This window comes from Reyranella soli (assembly GCF_007992495.1).
Classification (GTDB): Bacteria; Pseudomonadota; Alphaproteobacteria; order Reyranellales; family Reyranellaceae; genus Reyranella; species Reyranella soli.
In genome coordinates this window covers 20,588-36,842 of the sequence record NZ_BKAJ01000030.1, presented here as the reverse complement: position 1 = coordinate 36,842, position 16,255 = coordinate 20,588, and the positions used below count along the sequence as shown (strand labels likewise).

General features: G+C 66.7%; 17 protein-coding genes. 12 read left to right on the top strand and 5 right to left on the bottom strand.

What is annotated here, in order from left to right:
* Positions 1-455: 455 nt before the first annotated feature.
* Positions 456-1,697: an MFS transporter gene (locus tag RSO01_RS07475; protein WP_147147761.1), complete on the bottom strand. Its 1,242-nt coding sequence runs from the start codon at positions 1,695-1,697 to the stop codon at positions 456-458.
* Between the two features lie 138 nt (positions 1,698-1,835).
* On the opposite strand from RSO01_RS07475, the gene RSO01_RS07470 reads away from it, so the two are divergent.
* The 5 genes from RSO01_RS07470 (at position 1,836) to RSO01_RS07450 (ending at position 6,579) form a co-directional block, all read left to right on the top strand.
* Positions 1,836-2,078, top strand: coding sequence for a carboxymuconolactone decarboxylase family protein (locus RSO01_RS07470; RefSeq protein ID WP_147147760.1), 243 nt, complete (start codon positions 1,836-1,838; stop codon positions 2,076-2,078).
* 60 nt (positions 2,079-2,138) lie between these two features.
* The gene (locus RSO01_RS07465; RefSeq protein WP_147147758.1) at positions 2,139-2,396 is read left to right on the top strand and encodes a carboxymuconolactone decarboxylase family protein; all 258 of its coding nucleotides are present in this window, start codon (positions 2,139-2,141) and stop codon (positions 2,394-2,396) included.
* Positions 2,397-2,474: 78 nt separating this feature from the next.
* Positions 2,475-3,200 carry a class I SAM-dependent methyltransferase gene (locus tag RSO01_RS07460; protein ID WP_170302909.1) on the top strand — a complete coding sequence of 242 codons (726 nt, stop codon included), beginning with the start codon at positions 2,475-2,477 and terminating at the stop codon, positions 3,198-3,200.
* Positions 3,197-4,300 (top strand): glycosyltransferase, encoded by a 1,104-nt coding sequence (locus RSO01_RS07455; protein WP_170302908.1) that lies wholly within the window; start codon positions 3,197-3,199, stop codon positions 4,298-4,300. The genes RSO01_RS07460 and RSO01_RS07455 overlap by 4 nt, the downstream gene beginning before the upstream one ends.
* Positions 4,300-6,579 (top strand): hypothetical protein, encoded by a 2,280-nt coding sequence (locus RSO01_RS07450; RefSeq protein ID WP_147147752.1) that lies wholly within the window; start codon positions 4,300-4,302, stop codon positions 6,577-6,579. Before RSO01_RS07455 ends, RSO01_RS07450 begins: the two co-directional genes overlap by 1 nt.
* Here RSO01_RS07450 and RSO01_RS07445 read toward each other — a convergent pair.
* The 3 genes from RSO01_RS07445 to RSO01_RS07435 form a co-directional block, all read right to left on the bottom strand.
* Complete coding sequence (locus RSO01_RS07445; RefSeq protein WP_147147750.1) at positions 6,576-7,046, bottom strand: PaaI family thioesterase; 471 nt, start codon at positions 7,044-7,046, stop codon at positions 6,576-6,578. The two genes, RSO01_RS07450 and RSO01_RS07445, sit on opposite strands and share 4 nt — an antisense overlap.
* Positions 7,047-7,111: 65 nt before the next feature.
* Positions 7,112-8,089, bottom strand: coding sequence for a Bug family tripartite tricarboxylate transporter substrate binding protein (locus RSO01_RS07440; RefSeq protein ID WP_170302907.1), 978 nt, complete (start codon positions 8,087-8,089; stop codon positions 7,112-7,114).
* A 121-nt stretch (positions 8,090-8,210) separates the two neighbouring features.
* The gene (locus tag RSO01_RS07435) at positions 8,211-8,945 is read right to left on the bottom strand and encodes a TetR/AcrR family transcriptional regulator (RefSeq protein WP_147147746.1); all 735 of its coding nucleotides are present in this window, start codon (positions 8,943-8,945) and stop codon (positions 8,211-8,213) included.
* 126 nt (positions 8,946-9,071) lie between these two features.
* Here RSO01_RS07435 and RSO01_RS07430 point away from each other — a divergent pair, with 126 nt between their 5' ends.
* The 3 genes from RSO01_RS07430 to RSO01_RS07420 all read left to right on the top strand — a co-directional run bounded on the left by RSO01_RS07430 (position 9,072) and on the right by RSO01_RS07420 (position 11,874).
* Entirely contained in the window at positions 9,072-9,998 is a 927-nt protein-coding gene (locus RSO01_RS07430; protein ID WP_147147744.1) for a TauD/TfdA dioxygenase family protein, read from the top strand.
* A gap of 103 nt (positions 9,999-10,101) precedes the next feature.
* The gene (locus RSO01_RS07425) at positions 10,102-11,067 is read left to right on the top strand and encodes a Bug family tripartite tricarboxylate transporter substrate binding protein (RefSeq protein ID WP_170302906.1); all 966 of its coding nucleotides are present in this window, start codon (positions 10,102-10,104) and stop codon (positions 11,065-11,067) included.
* Between the two features lie 45 nt (positions 11,068-11,112).
* Positions 11,113-11,874 (top strand): enoyl-CoA hydratase-related protein, encoded by a 762-nt coding sequence (locus RSO01_RS07420; RefSeq protein ID WP_147147740.1) that lies wholly within the window; start codon positions 11,113-11,115, stop codon positions 11,872-11,874.
* A gap of 16 nt (positions 11,875-11,890) precedes the next feature.
* Here the strand turns inward: RSO01_RS07420 and tcuA are convergent, their stop codons facing one another.
* The gene (gene tcuA / locus RSO01_RS07415) at positions 11,891-13,381 is read right to left on the bottom strand and encodes an FAD-dependent tricarballylate dehydrogenase TcuA (RefSeq protein ID WP_147147738.1); all 1,491 of its coding nucleotides are present in this window, start codon (positions 13,379-13,381) and stop codon (positions 11,891-11,893) included.
* Between the two features lie 51 nt (positions 13,382-13,432).
* Here tcuA and RSO01_RS07410 point away from each other — a divergent pair, with 51 nt between their 5' ends.
* The 4 genes from RSO01_RS07410 to RSO01_RS07395 are packed head-to-tail and all read left to right on the top strand — an operon-like array spanning position 13,433 to position 16,224.
* Positions 13,433-14,071, top strand: coding sequence for a hypothetical protein (locus tag RSO01_RS07410; RefSeq protein ID WP_147147736.1), 639 nt, complete (start codon positions 13,433-13,435; stop codon positions 14,069-14,071).
* Positions 14,072-14,081: 10 nt separating this feature from the next.
* Positions 14,082-14,546, top strand: coding sequence for a hypothetical protein (locus tag RSO01_RS07405; protein WP_147147734.1), 465 nt, complete (start codon positions 14,082-14,084; stop codon positions 14,544-14,546).
* An 8-nt stretch (positions 14,547-14,554) separates the two neighbouring features.
* A complete protein-coding gene (locus RSO01_RS07400) occupies positions 14,555-15,757 on the top strand; it encodes a CaiB/BaiF CoA transferase family protein (RefSeq protein ID WP_147147732.1) in 1,203 nt (400 codons plus the stop codon).
* Positions 15,754-16,224: a cupin domain-containing protein gene (locus RSO01_RS07395; RefSeq protein WP_147147729.1), complete on the top strand. Its 471-nt coding sequence runs from the start codon at positions 15,754-15,756 to the stop codon at positions 16,222-16,224. Before RSO01_RS07400 ends, RSO01_RS07395 begins: the two co-directional genes overlap by 4 nt.
* Positions 16,225-16,255 lie beyond the last annotated feature (31 nt).

Below are 16,255 nucleotides of genomic sequence, written 5' to 3'. Positions count from 1 at the left end.
CGGTTCTTTCGCAGTTAGGCGTTTTCGGCGTGGGCGCTAGCACTGCTAGCAGGCGGCGGCATCGACTTAGTGCGCTGCTGGGCCCCATATGGAGCGCAAAAATACCATAGTTATTGACAAGCACTACAGTGTTGTCCTACACTTTGGCTCGGCTATCGCTCTTTGCATCGTTGATCAGACTCAATTACGCGTGGGACTTCCCGGCGAGGGCCGACTGTGCTCGCGCGTCACAGCGCGGGTCAGTTGATCGCGTACGGTGCCCAGGGGGGGTAGCGCAAAATGCGCGAGATGCGGAAAACCCCGCGGGCTCAAAAATGAGGCAACTGGGACCGGTGCTGCCGTCGCGATCAGAGGTGCAGAGGGGTAGCGCAAACTGCGGGAACTGCGCTAACCCCTCCGCGCGCCAGGACTTCGCAAGCTTCAGCGCCGCTGACGGCGATGCATGCGCGGCACGGCTATGACACCGATACGGTGAGCTTGCTTGCAGCCGGTGCCGGCTTGAAGGTGAACGCCACGGCAACGGCCGCGAGTCCGACGGTGAACGAGCCGATGTAGAGCCACGAGTAGCTCGCGTAGGTGTCGAACACCCAGCCGCCGGCCCATGGTCCGAACGCCATGCCCAGGCTCGCCATGGCCGAGATGGCGCCGAACACCGTGCCCATGATGTGCGGGCCGAAATAATCGCGCGCCAGGATGGCGTAGAGCGGCATCACGCCGCCATAGGCGATGCCGAACACGACCGACAGGGCATAGAGCTCGCCGAGCTCGCGGGCGAACAGATAGGCGCCGGCGCCCAAGGCCTGCACCATCAGCCCGCCGACCAGCACCGGCTTGGCGCCCAGCCGGTCGGCCAGCACGCCGAGCAGCACGCGCCCGCCGAGGCCCGAGAGGCCAGCCAGGCTGTAGACGCTGACCGCCACCATCGCCGGGATGCCGCAGCCGATGGCGTAGGTCACCATGTGGAAGATCGGGCCGGAATGGGCGGCACAGCAGGCGAAGTGGGCCAGCGCCAGCACGGCGAACTGCGGCGTGCGCAACGCCTCGCCAGCGCTCATGCGCGTCTCGACGACTGCCGCGACCGGGGTGGCGACGCCCGGCGCGGGCGGGTTGGTCTCCAGCACGACCGGCGGGCGGCGCACCAGGAAGGAGGCGGGGATCAGCAGGATCCAGGCGACGATGCCCACCACCAGCATGGCCGGCCGCCAGTCGTAATTGTCGATCAGCCAGCGCGCGAACGGCGCCACGGTGAGCGGCGCGGTGCCGGCGCCGGCCGACACCAGGGCGACGGCGAGGCTGCGGTTGTTCTCGATCCAGCCCGAGGCCAGCGCCATCATCGGCGCGTAGAAGGCGCCCGCCGCCGCGCCGACCAGGATGCCGAACACCAGCTGGAACTCGACCAGGCTCGTGGCGCGGCTGCCCAGCACCAGGCCGAGCCCCAGCATCAGGCTGCCCGACAGCACGACGATCTTCGGGCCGAAGCGGTCGCTCATGGCGCCCCAGGCGAAGGCGGCAAAGCCCATCACCAGGAAGTCGATGGTCATGGCCGTCGAGATGCCGGTGCGCGACCAGCCGGTGTCGACCGAGATCGGTTGCAGGAAGACCGCGAGCGAGAACATCGCGCCCATGCTGACGCAGGTCATGAGCGCACCTGCCGCGACGATCACCCAGCCATAGGCCGAGCCGTTTGCCCGTGTCATGTCGGTCTCCGTCCCGCGCGGTGTTGTTCTTCTCTTGATGGTATCGTCGATCACCTTCGGAGCCGCATGAGAAAAGCTCGGTCGCTCCCTCACAAGCGACGCGGGTAGCTTGGCAGCCCCCACTAACGGAGGAGCATCATGCCTCGCGTCAGCGAAATCGAAGAAGACGGCGGTGATCCGATCCTGAAGGCAAGTTTCGACAGGCAGCGCGAGATCTACGGCGGCCTGCTCAATCCCGCGAAGGTGATGGCGCACTGCCCGCCGATCCTGCGCGCCGCCGCCATCCTCGGCCAGTCGATCGAGCAGTCGGGGCTGTTGCCCAAGGCGCTGCTGCCGCTGGTCTATCTGCGCGTCGCCACCATCAACGGCTGCCCGTTTTGAGTCGACATCAATTCCGCCCGTGCGGCGGAAAGTGAAGGCGGCGCCGAGAAACTCAGCGAGGTGCTCGAGTGGCGCACCAGCAAGCTCTTCAGCCCCCTGGAGCGAGCCGCGCTGGAATATGCCGAACGCATCACGACGACCGGCCAGAAGGTCGACGACACGCTGTTCGCTGAGCTGCAGAAGCATTTTACCGAGGCCGAGATCGTCGAGCTGACGGCGGCCATTGCCATGGAGAACTTCCGCTCGAAGTTCAATCCACCGCTCGGCATCGAGGCGCAGGGCTTCTGCATGGTGCCGAAGAAACCGGCGGCAAAGTGAATCTTGCCGGCGCGCGGACCTGGAGGTCCGCGCTCCAACAATGAGCGCTCACGCGCGAATCCGTGTAGAATGATCGCCATGGCCCGAGAAGAGGCGATGGCGACTCCTGGTTACGACTACGACAGAGACATCCCGGCGGGCTTTTATGACGAGATCCATCAGTGCAAGGCGGGCGTACGGTTCTTCTGGCACGACCTGAAGTTCCGCGCGGTCGCCAAGCGCCTGGACGGGGTCGGCAAGGTCCTGGATGTCGGCTGCGGGCCCGGCACCTTCATCGGCAACTACCTCGGCGGCGTCGAGTGCCTGGGCATCGACTTCAGCGCCTCGCAGATCGACTACGCGAACCGGCGGTACGGGACGGCCGAGCATCGTTTCTCGACCCAAATGCTCGCCAGCCTCGGTGAGCGCTTCGACGCCATCACCATGATCGAGCTTTTGGAGCATCTGCCGCCGGCCGATGCCCGCCGTCTGCTGGCCGAGGCGCGCGGGCTGCTGTCGCCGCAAGGACGCCTGGTCGTGACGACCCCCAACTATCGCTCGCTGTGGCCATTGATCGAATGGGGCGTGAACCGCGTCTCGCGCGTCAGCTACGAGCAGCAGCACATCAACAAGTATTGGCGAGGGCGGCTCGCCGCGGATCTTGCTCAGGCCGGCTACGCCAAGGTCGAGGTCGGCACGGCCGTCGGCCTCGCGCCTTTCGCCGCTGTGTTCGGCCGAGGTCCGGCGCAATGGCTCGACGCCGTCGAGCGCAGCGTCGGTCACCTTGGTTGTGGCAACCTTCTGGTTGCGGTCGCCCGGCCATGACGGTGCCGCAGATCTCGGTCGTCGTGCCGACCTATAACGAGGCGGGCAACATCGCGATGACCTACGACGGCCTGGCGCAGGCGCTGGCCGGCCGCGCCTGGGAGCTCGTGGTCGTCGACGACGATTCGCCCGACGGCACGGCCGATGCGGTGCGCGCGCTGGCTCGGCAACACGACAATGTCAGGTGCATCCAGCGCGTCCAGGAGCGCGGCCTCGCCTCGGCGGTGCACTGGGGGGTGCAGGCCGCCCACGGCGAGGTGATCGTCGTCATGGACGGCGACCTGCAGCACGAGCCCGCGCTGATCCCCAAGATGCTCGAGGCCCTGCAGGCCGGGCACGACATCGTCTCGGGCTCGCGCTTCCTCGAAGGTGGCGCCGAAAAGGGCCTGTCGCAGCGTCGTCGTCGTCTTTCGGACTGGGGCAACCGGCTGACGAATCGTTTCCTCGGCACGACGCTCAGCGATCCCCTTACGGGTTTCTTCGCCACCTCGCGCCGGCTGTTCCTGGACTCCATCCCGCAGATGCAGGCCGACGGCTTCAAGGTGTTCTTCGACCTGGTCTATCACAACCGGCATGTGACGATCCGCGAGCTGCCCTTCGAGTTCCAGCGCCGCCAGCATGGCGAATCGAAGCTCGATCTCTACGTGCTGTGGCTGCTGGCCTGCGACATCGCCTCCAAGCTGTCTCGCGGCATGCTGCCGCCGCGGCTGATCAGCTTCGTCGGGGTCGGGCTGATCGGCTCGATCTTCCACTTCACCATCCTCTACGCCAGCATGGACCTCGGCGCCGTGTTCTGGCTGTCCCAGGCGATCGCCACGGTGGTGGCGATGGTCTTCAACTTCACGATCAACAACGTCCTGACCTATTCGGACGACCGGCTGCGCGGCGCCACCTTCTACAAGGGACTGCTGCTCTACAGCCTGATCGCCTCGATCGGCATCGTGGCCAACGTCAGCACCGCCCAGATCGCTTATCTGCAGCTGCACGGCCATACCTTCATCGCTGCCACGACCGGCCTGGTCATCGACGTCATCTGGCGGTTCGTGGTGTCGAACCGGCTGATCTGGGGCCGCTCGTCCGTCCTGGGAAGGGCGCGATAGTGCCGCCAGGGATCTCGCGGCGCCTGCAATGGGCCCTGCAGGGGCCGGCGAGCAACCTCTACCTGTGTGGCCTCGTAGCGCTCGTTGCGGCGGCCCTGCTGATCGTCGAGGCGGCGATCTTTCCGGCAAGGGCGACGTTCATCCTTCTGGCGGCGCCGACGACGATCGCGGCGCTGATCGTCATCCATGCCGTTGCACGGGCCGGGCCGTTGCGCCTCGACGAGGCGATCGGCCATTTCGCTGGCGGCATCGGGCTCACGATCCGAACCGGCGGCACGCCCAGCCTCTTCGCCGTGCTGCTCTATTGTGCGGGCATCCTCGGCGCCGCCGGCGGCTACGCCTGGCTGGCGCTGACCGAGACGGGCATCAAGCGCGACGACGTGGTCGTGGTGTGGGGACTGCTCGACAAGCGCCAGATGGTCTTCGCCTATCTGGTCATCGTCGCCTTCGTCCTGTTCCACCGGGCGATGGTGGGCCTGTTCTTCGCCCCGGCCTATGGATGGCGCGAGGCGGCGACGCTGCCGCGCCGTTGGTGGCTGGCGCGGCTCGCCGGCGCCGTCGTCGTGGCCGTGTTGGCCTATGGCTGGCTGGGCGTAGAAGCCTTGCGCGAGGTCGTGCCGGCCGGCGAGGTGACGCTGGCGAAGTTTTACGAGTACCACTCGCTGGTGCATCTCGGCGCCTTGGAGCAGATCCGCCTCGGCGCGACACCCTATGTCGAGGCCCAGACGCAATACGGGCTTGGCAACCAGCTCGTGGCGTACGTCCTCACCAAGGCGTTCGGCTTCAGCAATCACGGCTTCTATGCCGGCGTCCTGCTGATCGATGTCATCTGTATCGTTGCCTTCTTCGTCGTCGTGCAGCAGGTCCTGGGACTGGGCTGGGCCCTGGCCGGCCTGTTGGGCTGGGTGTTGTGGCCGAGCCCCGCCGCTGTCCTGGACCTCGCCGGCTGGGCGATCCTGACGCGCTGGCTCGCCGTGCCGATCCTGGCGCTGCTGCTGGCGCGCTGGCTGCTGGCCGCGGGACCGGGCGCCGTCTCGTCGATCGCGCCGGTGGCTGCCGGCGTGATCTGGGGCGCCGGCGGCTTCATGAGCCAGGAGAATCTCTCCGGTGGCTTGCTGGTGCTGATCTTCTCGCTCGCCCTCTATGGGCCGGTGTGCGGCCAGTCCCTGGCGAGCCTGGCGCGGTTTGCCGGGCTGTTCGTCGCAAGCGGTGCGGTCGTCTTCGTGCTGCTGATCACCGGTACGATCGGCATCGGCCACACGCTCGACGTCCTGCATCGGGCGAGCGCGCAGTCGGCCCTGGTGATGGCGGGCGTGTCCAACTCCGTATGGTCGGACAATATCGGACTGACCATGACCCTCGAGATCGTGAACGGCTGGTGGGTGGAGTCGCTCAAGACCCACGGTGCCATGCGCCCAGTGCTGCAGGTCTACGGCTTTGCCATCCTGCTCATGGTCGTGATCGGCCTGCTGGCCGGCTATCTCGGCCGCTCCTGGCGGACGGCGAACGGGGAACAACGGCAGTTCGTCTGGAAGTTCGCCGGCGTCGCCGTTGGCGCCTATGTGCTGCATCTCTTCGCCTTGCTGCGTTCCGACCTCTCGCATCTCGCGGGACCGTCCTTTCTCCTCCCGTTGTTCCTGCTGGCGCTGCCGGTCTTCGCCTGGCGCTGCCTGCGGCCGGGCCTCGGGCGCGGCCTGCTGCTGCTGCTGGTGTCGGTGGCGCTGATCGCCGAAGCCGCGATCGCCGGCCGATCGGATCTCGTCCGTCACGCCGAGGCCGCCGGTACTGCCTGGAAGGACTCCCTGGCGGCGCGCGAGATTTATCGCGCGCTCAATGCCGCCGACAGCCAGCCAATCGATGCCGCTGCGCGCTACTCGCCGATCCCGCGCTACCAGGCGGCGTTCCGCAACATGCCGTCCTTCGCCGACCTGGACGAGCTCGCAGGGCTGCTGCACGACAAGCTGAAGGGTCGTCCCGTCGAGCTGGTGCTGCCCACGCCCGACGATCCGATGAACGATCCCGAGCTGCTCTACTTCTTCGGCGGCTTCCGCTCGGTGTCGGGCATCACCTCGCCGCGCAGCCTCATCTGGACGAAGGCCGACCTCGACGCTTGGATCGCCAAGGTCTTGGGCGCGAAGAACGCCTGCGTGTTCTTCGATTCGCGATCGCTCGACAGCCCGTTGTTCCATGCCTGGAACGACGCGACCAGGAACGGCGCCGTGAGCAGCGAGCCGATCGCGGGCCGACGCTCGTACGGCGTGCTGTCCTGTAAAGCCTAACGCTCGAATATCAGGCAGGTCGTCGTCGCGTGCACCAGCAGCCGGCCAGCGGCGTCGGTCAGCCGTCCTTCGGCCGTGCCGACGCGGCGGCCCAACGTCAGCACGCTGCCCTCGGCCCGCACGGGGCCGGTGTCAGGCGTGATCGGCCGCACGAAGGAGATCTTGAATTCGAGCGTCGTCGATCCGGAGCCCTTTTCGGTGGCCGACCAGACGGCGAGGCCCATGCAGCTGTCGAGCAGCGTCGCCGCGAAGCCGCCATGTACGGTGCCCGCGGGGTTGAGCAGCGCGTCGGTCGGTGTGGCGGCGACAACGACCCTGCCGGGAGAGGCTTCGACGATGTCGTAGCCCAGCGTGCGGGCCATGCTGTTCAGCGGCAGCGCACCGCTCACCAGCCCCTGGACGAATTCGAGTCCGCCCAGCTTGGCCTGATCTGTGGAACTGACAACGCCGTAGTGTTTGTTGGTCATGGGCTCTGCTTAGCCCATGCGCCCTCGTGCGTGCTGGCGGAAAGCGGACCTCATCAATCCGCCGCTCACTCCATCTCGACCTTGAGCTCCTTGAGCTTCGCGCCCCAGAACTTGTGCTCGTCGGCGACGAACTTGGCGAACTGGGCGCGCGTGCGGTCGGGCGGCATCTCCAGGCCGTCCTTGGCGAGCGCCTGGTCCCAGCGCGGGTCTTTCATCGCGGCCTTGGTGTCGGCGGCGATCTTGTCGAGGATCGCGTCGGGCGTCTTGCCGGGCGCGAACAGGCCGTGCCAGCCGTTCACCACCACGTCGATGCCCTGTTCCTTGAGCGTCGGCACGTCGGGCATCGACTTGATGCGCTTCTCGCCGGTCACCGCCAGCGCCTTGAGGTTGCCGCCCTTGACCTGGCCGACGGCCGGCGGCAGCGAGGAGAAGTTCATGGTGATGACACCGCTGATCACGTCGGCCAGCGCCGGGCCGGTGCCCTTGTAGGGCACGTGCGTGATCTTGATGCCGGCCGCGTCGGCGAACAGCGCGCCCGCGAGGTGATTGTTGCCGCCGACCCCCGACGACGAGTAAGTGAGCTTTTCCGGATCCTTCTTGGCCAGCGCCACCAGCTCGGCGGCGGTCTTGACCGGCACCTTGGGGTTCACCACCAGCACGTACTGATAATCCGTGGTCTGGCAGATCGGCGCCAGGGTGGCGAGGGTGTCGATCATGCCCTTCTGCACCCACGGATTGATGATGACGTTGGTGCCCACGGCATAGAATAGCGTCTGGCCGTCGGGCTTGGCGGCGGCGACGACGCGCGCCCCGACGCTGCCGGCGGCGCCGCCCTTGTTGTCGACCACGATCTGCTGGCCGATCATCGGCGATTCGATGTTGGCGAGCTCGCGCGCGTTGATGTCGGCACCGCCGCCCGCGGCATAGCCGACCACGAAGGTGACGGGCCCATTGGGCCAGGTGGCCTGGGCGCGCGCCAAGCCGGGGAGTAGCAAGGCCGTAGCGCCAAGGCCCACGGTGCTGCGGCGCGTTAGGGTCTTCATCGTTTCCTCCGGACGGCTGTAGCTTGCAATGCCAGGTTGGCGACGGATCATATCGCCCAATAGCACCTCCCGCAGCCCCAAGGCCAATGGCATGCGGACGATGCTTCTGGAGAGTCCGTGCCTAGCGGGAAGCCACCCCGGCGGCGTTCAGGCGGGCCCGCACCTGCTTCGAGACGGGCGCGGCGAGCGCCCCTGCGATCATGTCGATCAGGTTCTCGATCGCGCGTGACATGTCGAAGCCGCGGCTTTCCCGGACCTTGCGGGCCTTGATGCGTTCGAAATCCGCCAGGCTGAAGGTGATCAGCGCGATGCCGGTGAGATAGCGCTGGCGCAGCACAGCCGGCGGCATTTGCGGCAGTGCCCGCTCGAGCTTGGCGTAGACTCGGCGGAACCCTCTTTGCGCCCCCTCGCTGGCGTGTGCCGTCAGGTCGATGTCGGGGTGTATCTGGGCGGCGGCGAGAAAGCGGTTGTAGTGGTTCGGCCGCGCCGAGAGCAGGCCGTGCGCCAGCGGCCTCACCAGCGCCTCCACGATGGCGCGCAGGTCGGTACGCCCCTGCGCCTCGCACTCGTCGAGGTAGTCGTTGCGCAGCGTATCCACTTCGCGCATGCGGAGCCGGACGATGGCGTCGAGCAGGGCTTCCTTCGATCCGAAGTGATAGTGCAGGGCGGAGTTGTTCTTCTGCTCCGCCTCCCGGGCGATCTCCCGCAGGGAGACGCCGTCCAGCCCGCGCTCGGCATATAGCCGCTCGGCCGTCAGCAGAAGCACGTCGGAACTGCTGGAGGCCGCACGCTCATGACGCGCCGCCGCCTTTGCGTCCGGGGCGGACGCGCGGTTTGTCGTTCCGGATTTTGCCATGTCCGCCGAAGGCTAGCTTGCAGAGAGGATTAGGGCAAGTGACTTAGAAAATTAAGACACATGCTTGACTCCTTTTAAGTCAGGTGATTTATCCTCGGCTTGTCGAAACGAGGGGTGACCGCAGACATGCCACGGACATTGAGCGTTGAACCCGTCTCTCCCGCGCTTGGAGCGGAGATTCACGGCGTGGATCTCGAAACGGCGGCCGCGGATCCGGCGTTGATCGCCGCGATCCGGCAGGCCTTGCTGAGGCACAAGGTGATTTTCTTCAGGGACCAGGACATTTCGGCCGCGGCGCAGGTCGCCTTCGCGCGCTCCTTCGGCGAGCTCGAGGTCCATCCCGTGCTGCGTCGCCACCCGGAGCACGCCGAGCTCGTCGTGCTCGATCGCGGAAGCCACCGCCCGGCCAACGAGAACATCTTCCATGCCGACACGACGTGGCGCGAGCGGCCCTCGATGGCTTCGATCCTGCGCTGCGTCGAATGTCCGCCCGTGGGCGGCGACACGATCTGGTCGAACATGGTGCTTGCCTACGAGCGGCTGCCCGACCGCGTGAAGGCGATGTGCGAGGGCCTGTACGCCATGCACGACATCGCGCACTCGTTCGGCGGGGACTACTCGCCGGAGAAGCGGCGGCAGCTCGGCCGCGAGTTTCCGAGGCAGGAGCATCCCGTCGTCGCGATTCATTCCGAAACCGGTGAGAAAATCCTGTTCGTCAACCAGGGCTTCACCACGCACTTCAGCAACTACACGCAGAAGCGCGAGCGCAGCATCGGTGCGGACTTCGCGCTCGAGGCGAACAGGCTGATGGACTACCTGTTCGCCCAGGCCGCGCAGCCGGAATTCCAGGTGAGGCTGCGCTGGAAGCCGAACACGATCGCCTTCTGGGACAATCGCGCGACGCAACATTACGCGGTGCAGGACTACTATCCGGCGGTGCGCCGAATGCTCCGCGCGACCGTCATTGGCGGCACGGTGCGCGGCGTGGGCGACGCGGAGGCGGCGCCAGCCGCGCTGGCGCCATCGCGACACGCTGTCGAAGCGGTGGCCTGACGCAGCGGCAACCTGTGCCTGGATCGTCCGGGCAAGAACAACAAGCCGCCGCCCGATCGGAGGAATGCGTTGGGTCGAGGTCGGCCGGTCTCAGGGAGGTACCGTGAAAAGAAGAAAAGTCGTAATCGGCGCTGCCGTCGGCATGGCTCTCGGCGTCACCCGCGACCTGCGGGCCCAGCAGGACAACCTGCTCACGATCGTCGGCCCGTTCGGCGCGGGCGGCCTCAACGACATCGTAGCCCGCATGTATGCGAACAAGGTGGCGCCGCTGCTGAAGCGCACTGTCATCGTCGGCAACAAGCCCGGCGCCGGCGGGCTGATTGCCGCGCAGACCGTCCTGCGCGGCGGTCCCGAGCTGTCGCTGCTGGTCGTGAGCAACACCTTCCTCATCGCCGCCCATGTCTACAAGAATCCCGGCTACGACCCGATCAGGGACTTCGCCCCGGTGACGCCGCTGTTCACGACGTCGGCGGTGTGGGTGGTCCGCAAGGACCATCCGTTCAAGACGTTGAAGGACCTCGTCAGCTACGCCAAAGCCCATCCGGGCAAGCTCACCTATGCGACGAACGGCGTTGGTACTTACTCGCATCTGCAGATGGAGCGGTTCAAGAAGCGCTACGGCGTGGACCTGACGCACGTGCCGTACCGCAGCCTGCCCGAAGGAAGCATGGCGGTGATGGGGGGCGAGGTCGACATCGCCATCGACACGCCATTCGCCGCTGCGCCGCGCGTGCAGGCGGGACAGCTGCGGCCGCTGGCCGTCTTCGGGTTGCGACGGGAGGAGGCCTTCCCCGATACGCCGACGGCGGACGAAGCCGGGTTCGGAGAGCCCAATCCGTTGACGATCTTCTGCGGCCTCCTTGCCCCGGTCAAAGCGGCGGCCGGCTATCTCGACGAGTTGCGGAACGCCGGCCAGAAGGCGATCCGGGATCCGGAGTTCATCTCGCAGCTACGCCAGGGGGGCGTCTCGCCGCTCGACGTGTCGGCGGCTGAGTTCTTCGAGATGATGAAGATGCAGAACGATCGCTACGCCGAGCTGATCGGTGCGCTGGGCATCTCCCTGACATGAGGCGCGGGGACGTCATGGCGGGTGCTCGCGATGGGAGCCTGAAACGTGTCCGACGTGCTGTTCGAGATCGAGGGGCCGATCGCGATCGTGACCCTGAACCGTCCCGCCCAGCTCAACGCCATCAATTCCGGGATCCGGCACGGCCTTGCCGACGCCTGGAAGCGCTTCGAGCAGGACGACGCCCTGAAAGTCGCGATCCTGACGGGCAGCGGGGAGAAAGCCTTCTGCGCCGGCATGGATCTCATGGAGGCGGCCGCCACGGGGCTCAAGGCGCCGCCGCGCGAGTTTATCCCGGTGCTCGGCGACAACATCCACGTCACCAAGCCGGTGATCGCCGCGGTCAACGGCGTCGCCTATGCCGGCGGCTGGCTGTTCGCACAGATGTGCGACCTGTGCGTCGCCAGCGAGAACGCTACCTTCGCGATCACCGAGCCCAAGGTTGGCCGCGGCGTGCCGTGGGCGACGCCGCTCATCCACATGCTGCCGCAGCGAATCGTCATGGAGCTACTGCTGACGGCGAGGCCGCTCGGTGCGCAACGCGCCTATGAGCTCGGTTACGTCAATGCGGTGGTCCCGCCCGACAGGCTGCGGGCGACCGCGCTGGAGCTGGCTGAAACCATCGTGCGCAACGCCCCGCTCACCGTGCGCGCCGCCCGCGAGCTGGTCTACCTGTCGACCGAGATGGGCCGCTCGGCTGCCTTGCGCGCTGGCCGCCATCTCTTCGAGCCGGTCTATCTCAGCGAGGACGCCCAGGAAGGGCCGCGCGCCTTCGCCGAGAAGCGGCAGCCGAACTGGAAGGGCCGCTGATCGGGCAGGCGCCGTCCTAGTTCCTGTCCTTGACGTACCGTCCGGCGCCGTCACCGGCCAGCTTGCCCAGCACCGCACCCGACACCAGGCCCGTGCCGCCGGGGTAGTTGTGATAGAACAAACCGCCCACCAGCTCGCCCGCGGCAAACAGGCCGGGGATCGGCGGGCCGTCGGTGCTCTCGACCTCGCCCTGGTTGGTGATTTTCAGCCCGCCGAACGTGAAGGTGAGGCCGCAGGTCACGGCATAGGCCTCGAACGGCGGCTCATCGATCGTGTTGGCCCAGTTGCTCTTCGGCACGGCGAGCCCACGCGTCGAGCGGCCGTCCTTGACCGCCGGATTGAACGGCACCTCGGTCATGACCGCGGCGTTCCATTCCTTGATGGTCTTGAGGAACTGCTCCTCGTTCACGCCTTCGAGCTTCTTGGCCAGCTCCTCGATCGTGTCGGCGCGCACCTTGGTCATGCGCTTGATGCGGTACTCGTCGCGCAGGCGGTCGAGCACCTTGGAATCGAAGATCTGCCACGCGAACTGCTGCGGCTGGGAGAGGATCACCGCGCCGTATTTGGCGTAGGTGTAGTTGCGGAAGTCCGCACCCTCGTCGACGAAGCGCACGCCATTGGCGTTGACCATGATGCCGAGCGGGTAGGAGTGCTTCTGGAAGTTATCGCCGACCTCGAGGTCGCCGAACTCCGGCGCGTTCATGTCCCAGCCGACGGCGTGGCCGCCCGACCAGTTGCCGTGTGCCTTGGCGCCGATCGCCAGCGCCATGTTGATGCCGGCGCCGGTGTTGAAGCGCGTGCCGCGCACCTTGGCGAGGTCCCAGGTCGGCCCGAGATAGCGCGTGCGCATCTCGGCATTGCTCTCGAAGCCGCCGCAGGCCAGCACCACGGCCTTGGCGCCGATCCGGACCTTGCGGCCCTTGTGGCGGGCGATGACGCCGCGCACGACGCCGTCCTCTTCGATCAGCGAGACCGCCGCCGTCTGGTAATGGATGGGGATGCCGGCCTTGACCGCGGCCTTGTGCTCGAGATCGACCAGGCCCGGGCCGCCGCCCCACGCCTCGACCGCGAGCCCGCCCCAGAACTTGTACTTGCCGTTCACCTTGAAGGCCTGGCGGCCATAGGACGGTTGGAAACGCACCCCCTTGGTGCGCATCCACTTGAGCGTCTCGAAGCTTCGGCCGATCAGGATGTCGGTGAGCTCGGGGTCGCAGCGGTAGTTGGTCACGCGGCCCATGTCGTCGAGATACTCGTCGGCGGTGTACTTGCCGAAGTCGACGTCGCGCTTCTCATCCTCGGTGAGGTCGTAGAGCTGCACCAGGTCCTCGACGCCGTGGAAAACCACGCGCATGGCGCCTGCGGTGTAGGTGCTGTTACCGCCGCGTTCCTCTTCGGGAGCGGCCTCGAGCATGGCGACCGAGGCGCCCGTTTCGCGTGCCGCAAGGGCTGCACAGGCTGCCGCGTTGCCCGCGCCCACCACCAGCACATCGACCTGGAAATCGTCCACTTGGCACTCCTCTTGCCTGCACAGCCCCGAAAACGGAGCTAGAATACCGTTATGGGTGATCGTTTCGACCGTCTAGGGGTACGGCATGCCAATGTCGAGGCCCTGCTGCGCAGGCCCGGCATCGGCCACAACAACGGGCCGACCTTCGACATGTCATGGGAGGCCTGGGTGTGGCGCCGCGCCACTGCCAAGGCCTGGAAAACCCCCAAGCCCGAAGTGGCGATGATGCGCGTGAAGCGGGCCGAGCGGCTCGGCATCACCTACAGGGAACTGACCGCGGCGATCATGGATTCCGGCGCCCATCTCGGCGCCGCCGTGATCCCTCTGTCGCTGGCCGCTCGCGTGCGCCGCGGCCCCAACCGCGAGATCATCGTCGAGTCGCGCAATTCGATCGCCACCCTGGTCGCGAAATTCCGCGGCCGCCTGTTCGTGCTGGGCGACATCGATGCCGTGCCGGCCATGTCCGAGGAGGAGCGCGCCGAGTTCCTGGCGACCCTCAACCGTGCCTTCGACGGCAAGGTCGAAGCGGTGGGCTGGGGCCACGACGGTCCCGCGATCCGTAAGATGCTCAAGGCCAACAACCTGCCGCACCAGGAGGCCTTCCTGGTCGGCGCCGGCATGGGCCATCAGGTGCTGGGCGAGGCTGCCGGGCTGCCGCTCACCAAGGACATCGAGAGCTGGTTCGCCTGAGAGGCGGACCGTGTACCAGCCGAGGACACCCGGCTATCACAGCCAGGATCAGGTGACGCGCTGGGCGCTGCCTGATCGAGTGTTCTTTGCCTGCGGCGCCTGCCACATCCTGGCGCATGCATTCCTCGAGCGGTACGGCGCGCCTCAGCACGAGGTCACCTGGATCAGGCCGGTTCCTGGCTACTGGGGCAATCACATCATTGTCGGCACCACCGACTGGGTCTTCGATTTCCATGGCTATTCACGCCGTGAAGCCTTCTTCGTCCACGCCTGGAAGCGGAACCGCTGGCTTTGGCCGGGATGGGAGGCGACCCTGGTGCCACTGCCGTCTGAAGTGCTGATTTCCGGAATGCGGTCGCAGGAGTTCGACCGCCGCCTAAAGCTGCGCGCACCGCAGCAGTTTCTGCACGACGCCTTGCCGCGCGCGCGGCGCTACCTCGAACGCTTTCCTGCGCCGGACGCCATTGTGAGGTAAGGAAGGACATGACTTCCGCCATCACACCGCCCCTCAAGGGCATTCGTGTCGTCGAGCTCACCCACACCATCCTCGGTCCGTCCTGCGGCATGATCCTGGCCGACCTCGGCGCCGAGGTGATCAAGGTCGAGCCTGTCGACGGTGACCGCACGCGCAAGCTGAAAGGTTTTGGCGGCGGCTTCTTCGGCTACTTCAATCGCAACAAGCAGAGTCTCGCGCTCGACGCCGACGCGCCGCAGGGTAGGGAAGTGCTGGTGAAGCTGCTGCAGTCGGCCGACGTCCTGATCGAGAACTTCGCGCCGGGCTCGATGAGCAAGCGTGGGCTCGGGCCGGAGCATCTGGAGAAGATCAATCCGCGGCTGATCTATTGCGCGCTGAAAGGCTTCCTGCCTGGACCATATGAAAAGCGCCCGGCGCTCGACGAGGTCGTGCAGATGATGGGCGGGCTTGCCTACATGACCGGCCCGTCGGGGCGGCCGCTGCGCGCCGGCACCTCGGTGGTCGACATCCTGGGCGGCATGTTCGGCGCCTTCGGCACGGTGCTGGCGCTGCAGCAGCGCAACCGCACCGGCAAGGGCGGGCTGGTCGAGAGCGCACTCTTCGAATCGGTGGTGTTCCTGATGGGCCAGCATCTGGCCGTCACCGCCATGAACGGCGGGCCGCCGCCGCCTATGCCGGAGCGCGTGAGCTCGTGGGCGGTCTACGAGATCTTCAACACCAATGACGGCCAGCAGGTCTTCATCGGCATCACCAGCGACGGCCAGTGGAAGCGCTTCTGCGAGTTCTTCGGCGAGTCCGAGCTCGCCGCCGATGCCAGGCTCGCGACCAACAACCAGCGCATCGAGGCGCGGTCCTGGCTGGTGCCCAAGGTCGCCGAGATTTTCAGGGGCTTCAGCAAGGACGAGCTCGAGCAGAAATGCCTGGAGGCCGACATCTCCTTCGCTCCCGTGGCGCGGCCGCAGGACCTGTTCGATCATCCCCACCTCTTGGCCAACGGCTCGCTTGCGCCGACCACCCTGTCGGGCGGGGTGAAGACGCGCCTGCCGTTGCTGCCGTTCCAGATGCTGGGCTGGCGGCCGCCGCTCATCTCGGATCCGCCGGAGGTCGGCCAGCACAATGACGCCGTGCTGGCCGGGATCGGCTACGATGCCGCGGGCATCGCGGCGCTCAAGGAAGCGGGCCTGCTGGGACCGAAACAGGAGACGTCATGAAGATCAGGCGGGTGGTCACGAGTCACGACGACAAGGGCAAGGCCGTCGTTGCCATCGACGAGGTCTCGCGCGACGTCGTCTCGTTCCGGCCGGGGGCGACCATCGCTAACATCTGGTCGACGGCGGGATTCCCGGTCAACAACGACAGCCTGAAAGACACGGCCAAGGAGATCAGCGGCACGACCCGCGCCAACGGCACGGTCTTCCGCGTGATCGAGTATGCGCCGGGCGTGACGCCGCGCAACCATCGCACCGACTCCATCGACTACGCGGTGGTGCTGTCAGGCGAGATCGACATGGAGCTCGACAACCAGGTCGTCACCTTGCGCGCCGGCGACGTGCTGGTGCAGCGCGGCACCATCCACAACTGGGTCAACCGATCGACTGCGCCCTGCGTCGTGGCGTTCGTGCTGATCGACGCCAAGCCGGTCGAGCACGACGGCAAGCCGCTGGCGGCACACGGATAAGGCACCCTCTCGCGACACAGACGACACATTT

Coding starts and splice junctions, on each gene's coding strand:
- RSO01_RS07440 (WP_170302907.1), bottom strand. CDS start 8,089: ATGAAGACCCTAACGCGCCGCAGCACCGTGGGCCTTGGCGCTACGGCC.
- RSO01_RS07455 (WP_170302908.1), top strand. CDS start 3,197: ATGACGGTGCCGCAGATCTCGGTCGTCGTGCCGACCTATAACGAGGCG.
- RSO01_RS07410 (WP_147147736.1), top strand. CDS start 13,433: ATGGGTGATCGTTTCGACCGTCTAGGGGTACGGCATGCCAATGTCGAG.
- RSO01_RS07445 (WP_147147750.1), bottom strand. CDS start 7,046: ATGACCAACAAACACTACGGCGTTGTCAGTTCCACAGATCAGGCCAAG.
- RSO01_RS07460 (WP_170302909.1), top strand. CDS start 2,475: ATGGCCCGAGAAGAGGCGATGGCGACTCCTGGTTACGACTACGACAGA.
- RSO01_RS07395 (WP_147147729.1), top strand. CDS start 15,754: ATGAAGATCAGGCGGGTGGTCACGAGTCACGACGACAAGGGCAAGGCC.
- RSO01_RS07400 (WP_147147732.1), top strand. CDS start 14,555: ATGACTTCCGCCATCACACCGCCCCTCAAGGGCATTCGTGTCGTCGAG.
- RSO01_RS07430 (WP_147147744.1), top strand. CDS start 9,072: ATGCCACGGACATTGAGCGTTGAACCCGTCTCTCCCGCGCTTGGAGCG.
- RSO01_RS07475 (WP_147147761.1), bottom strand. CDS start 1,697: ATGACACGGGCAAACGGCTCGGCCTATGGCTGGGTGATCGTCGCGGCA.
- RSO01_RS07435 (WP_147147746.1), bottom strand. CDS start 8,945: ATGGCAAAATCCGGAACGACAAACCGCGCGTCCGCCCCGGACGCAAAG.
- RSO01_RS07470 (WP_147147760.1), top strand. CDS start 1,836: ATGCCTCGCGTCAGCGAAATCGAAGAAGACGGCGGTGATCCGATCCTG.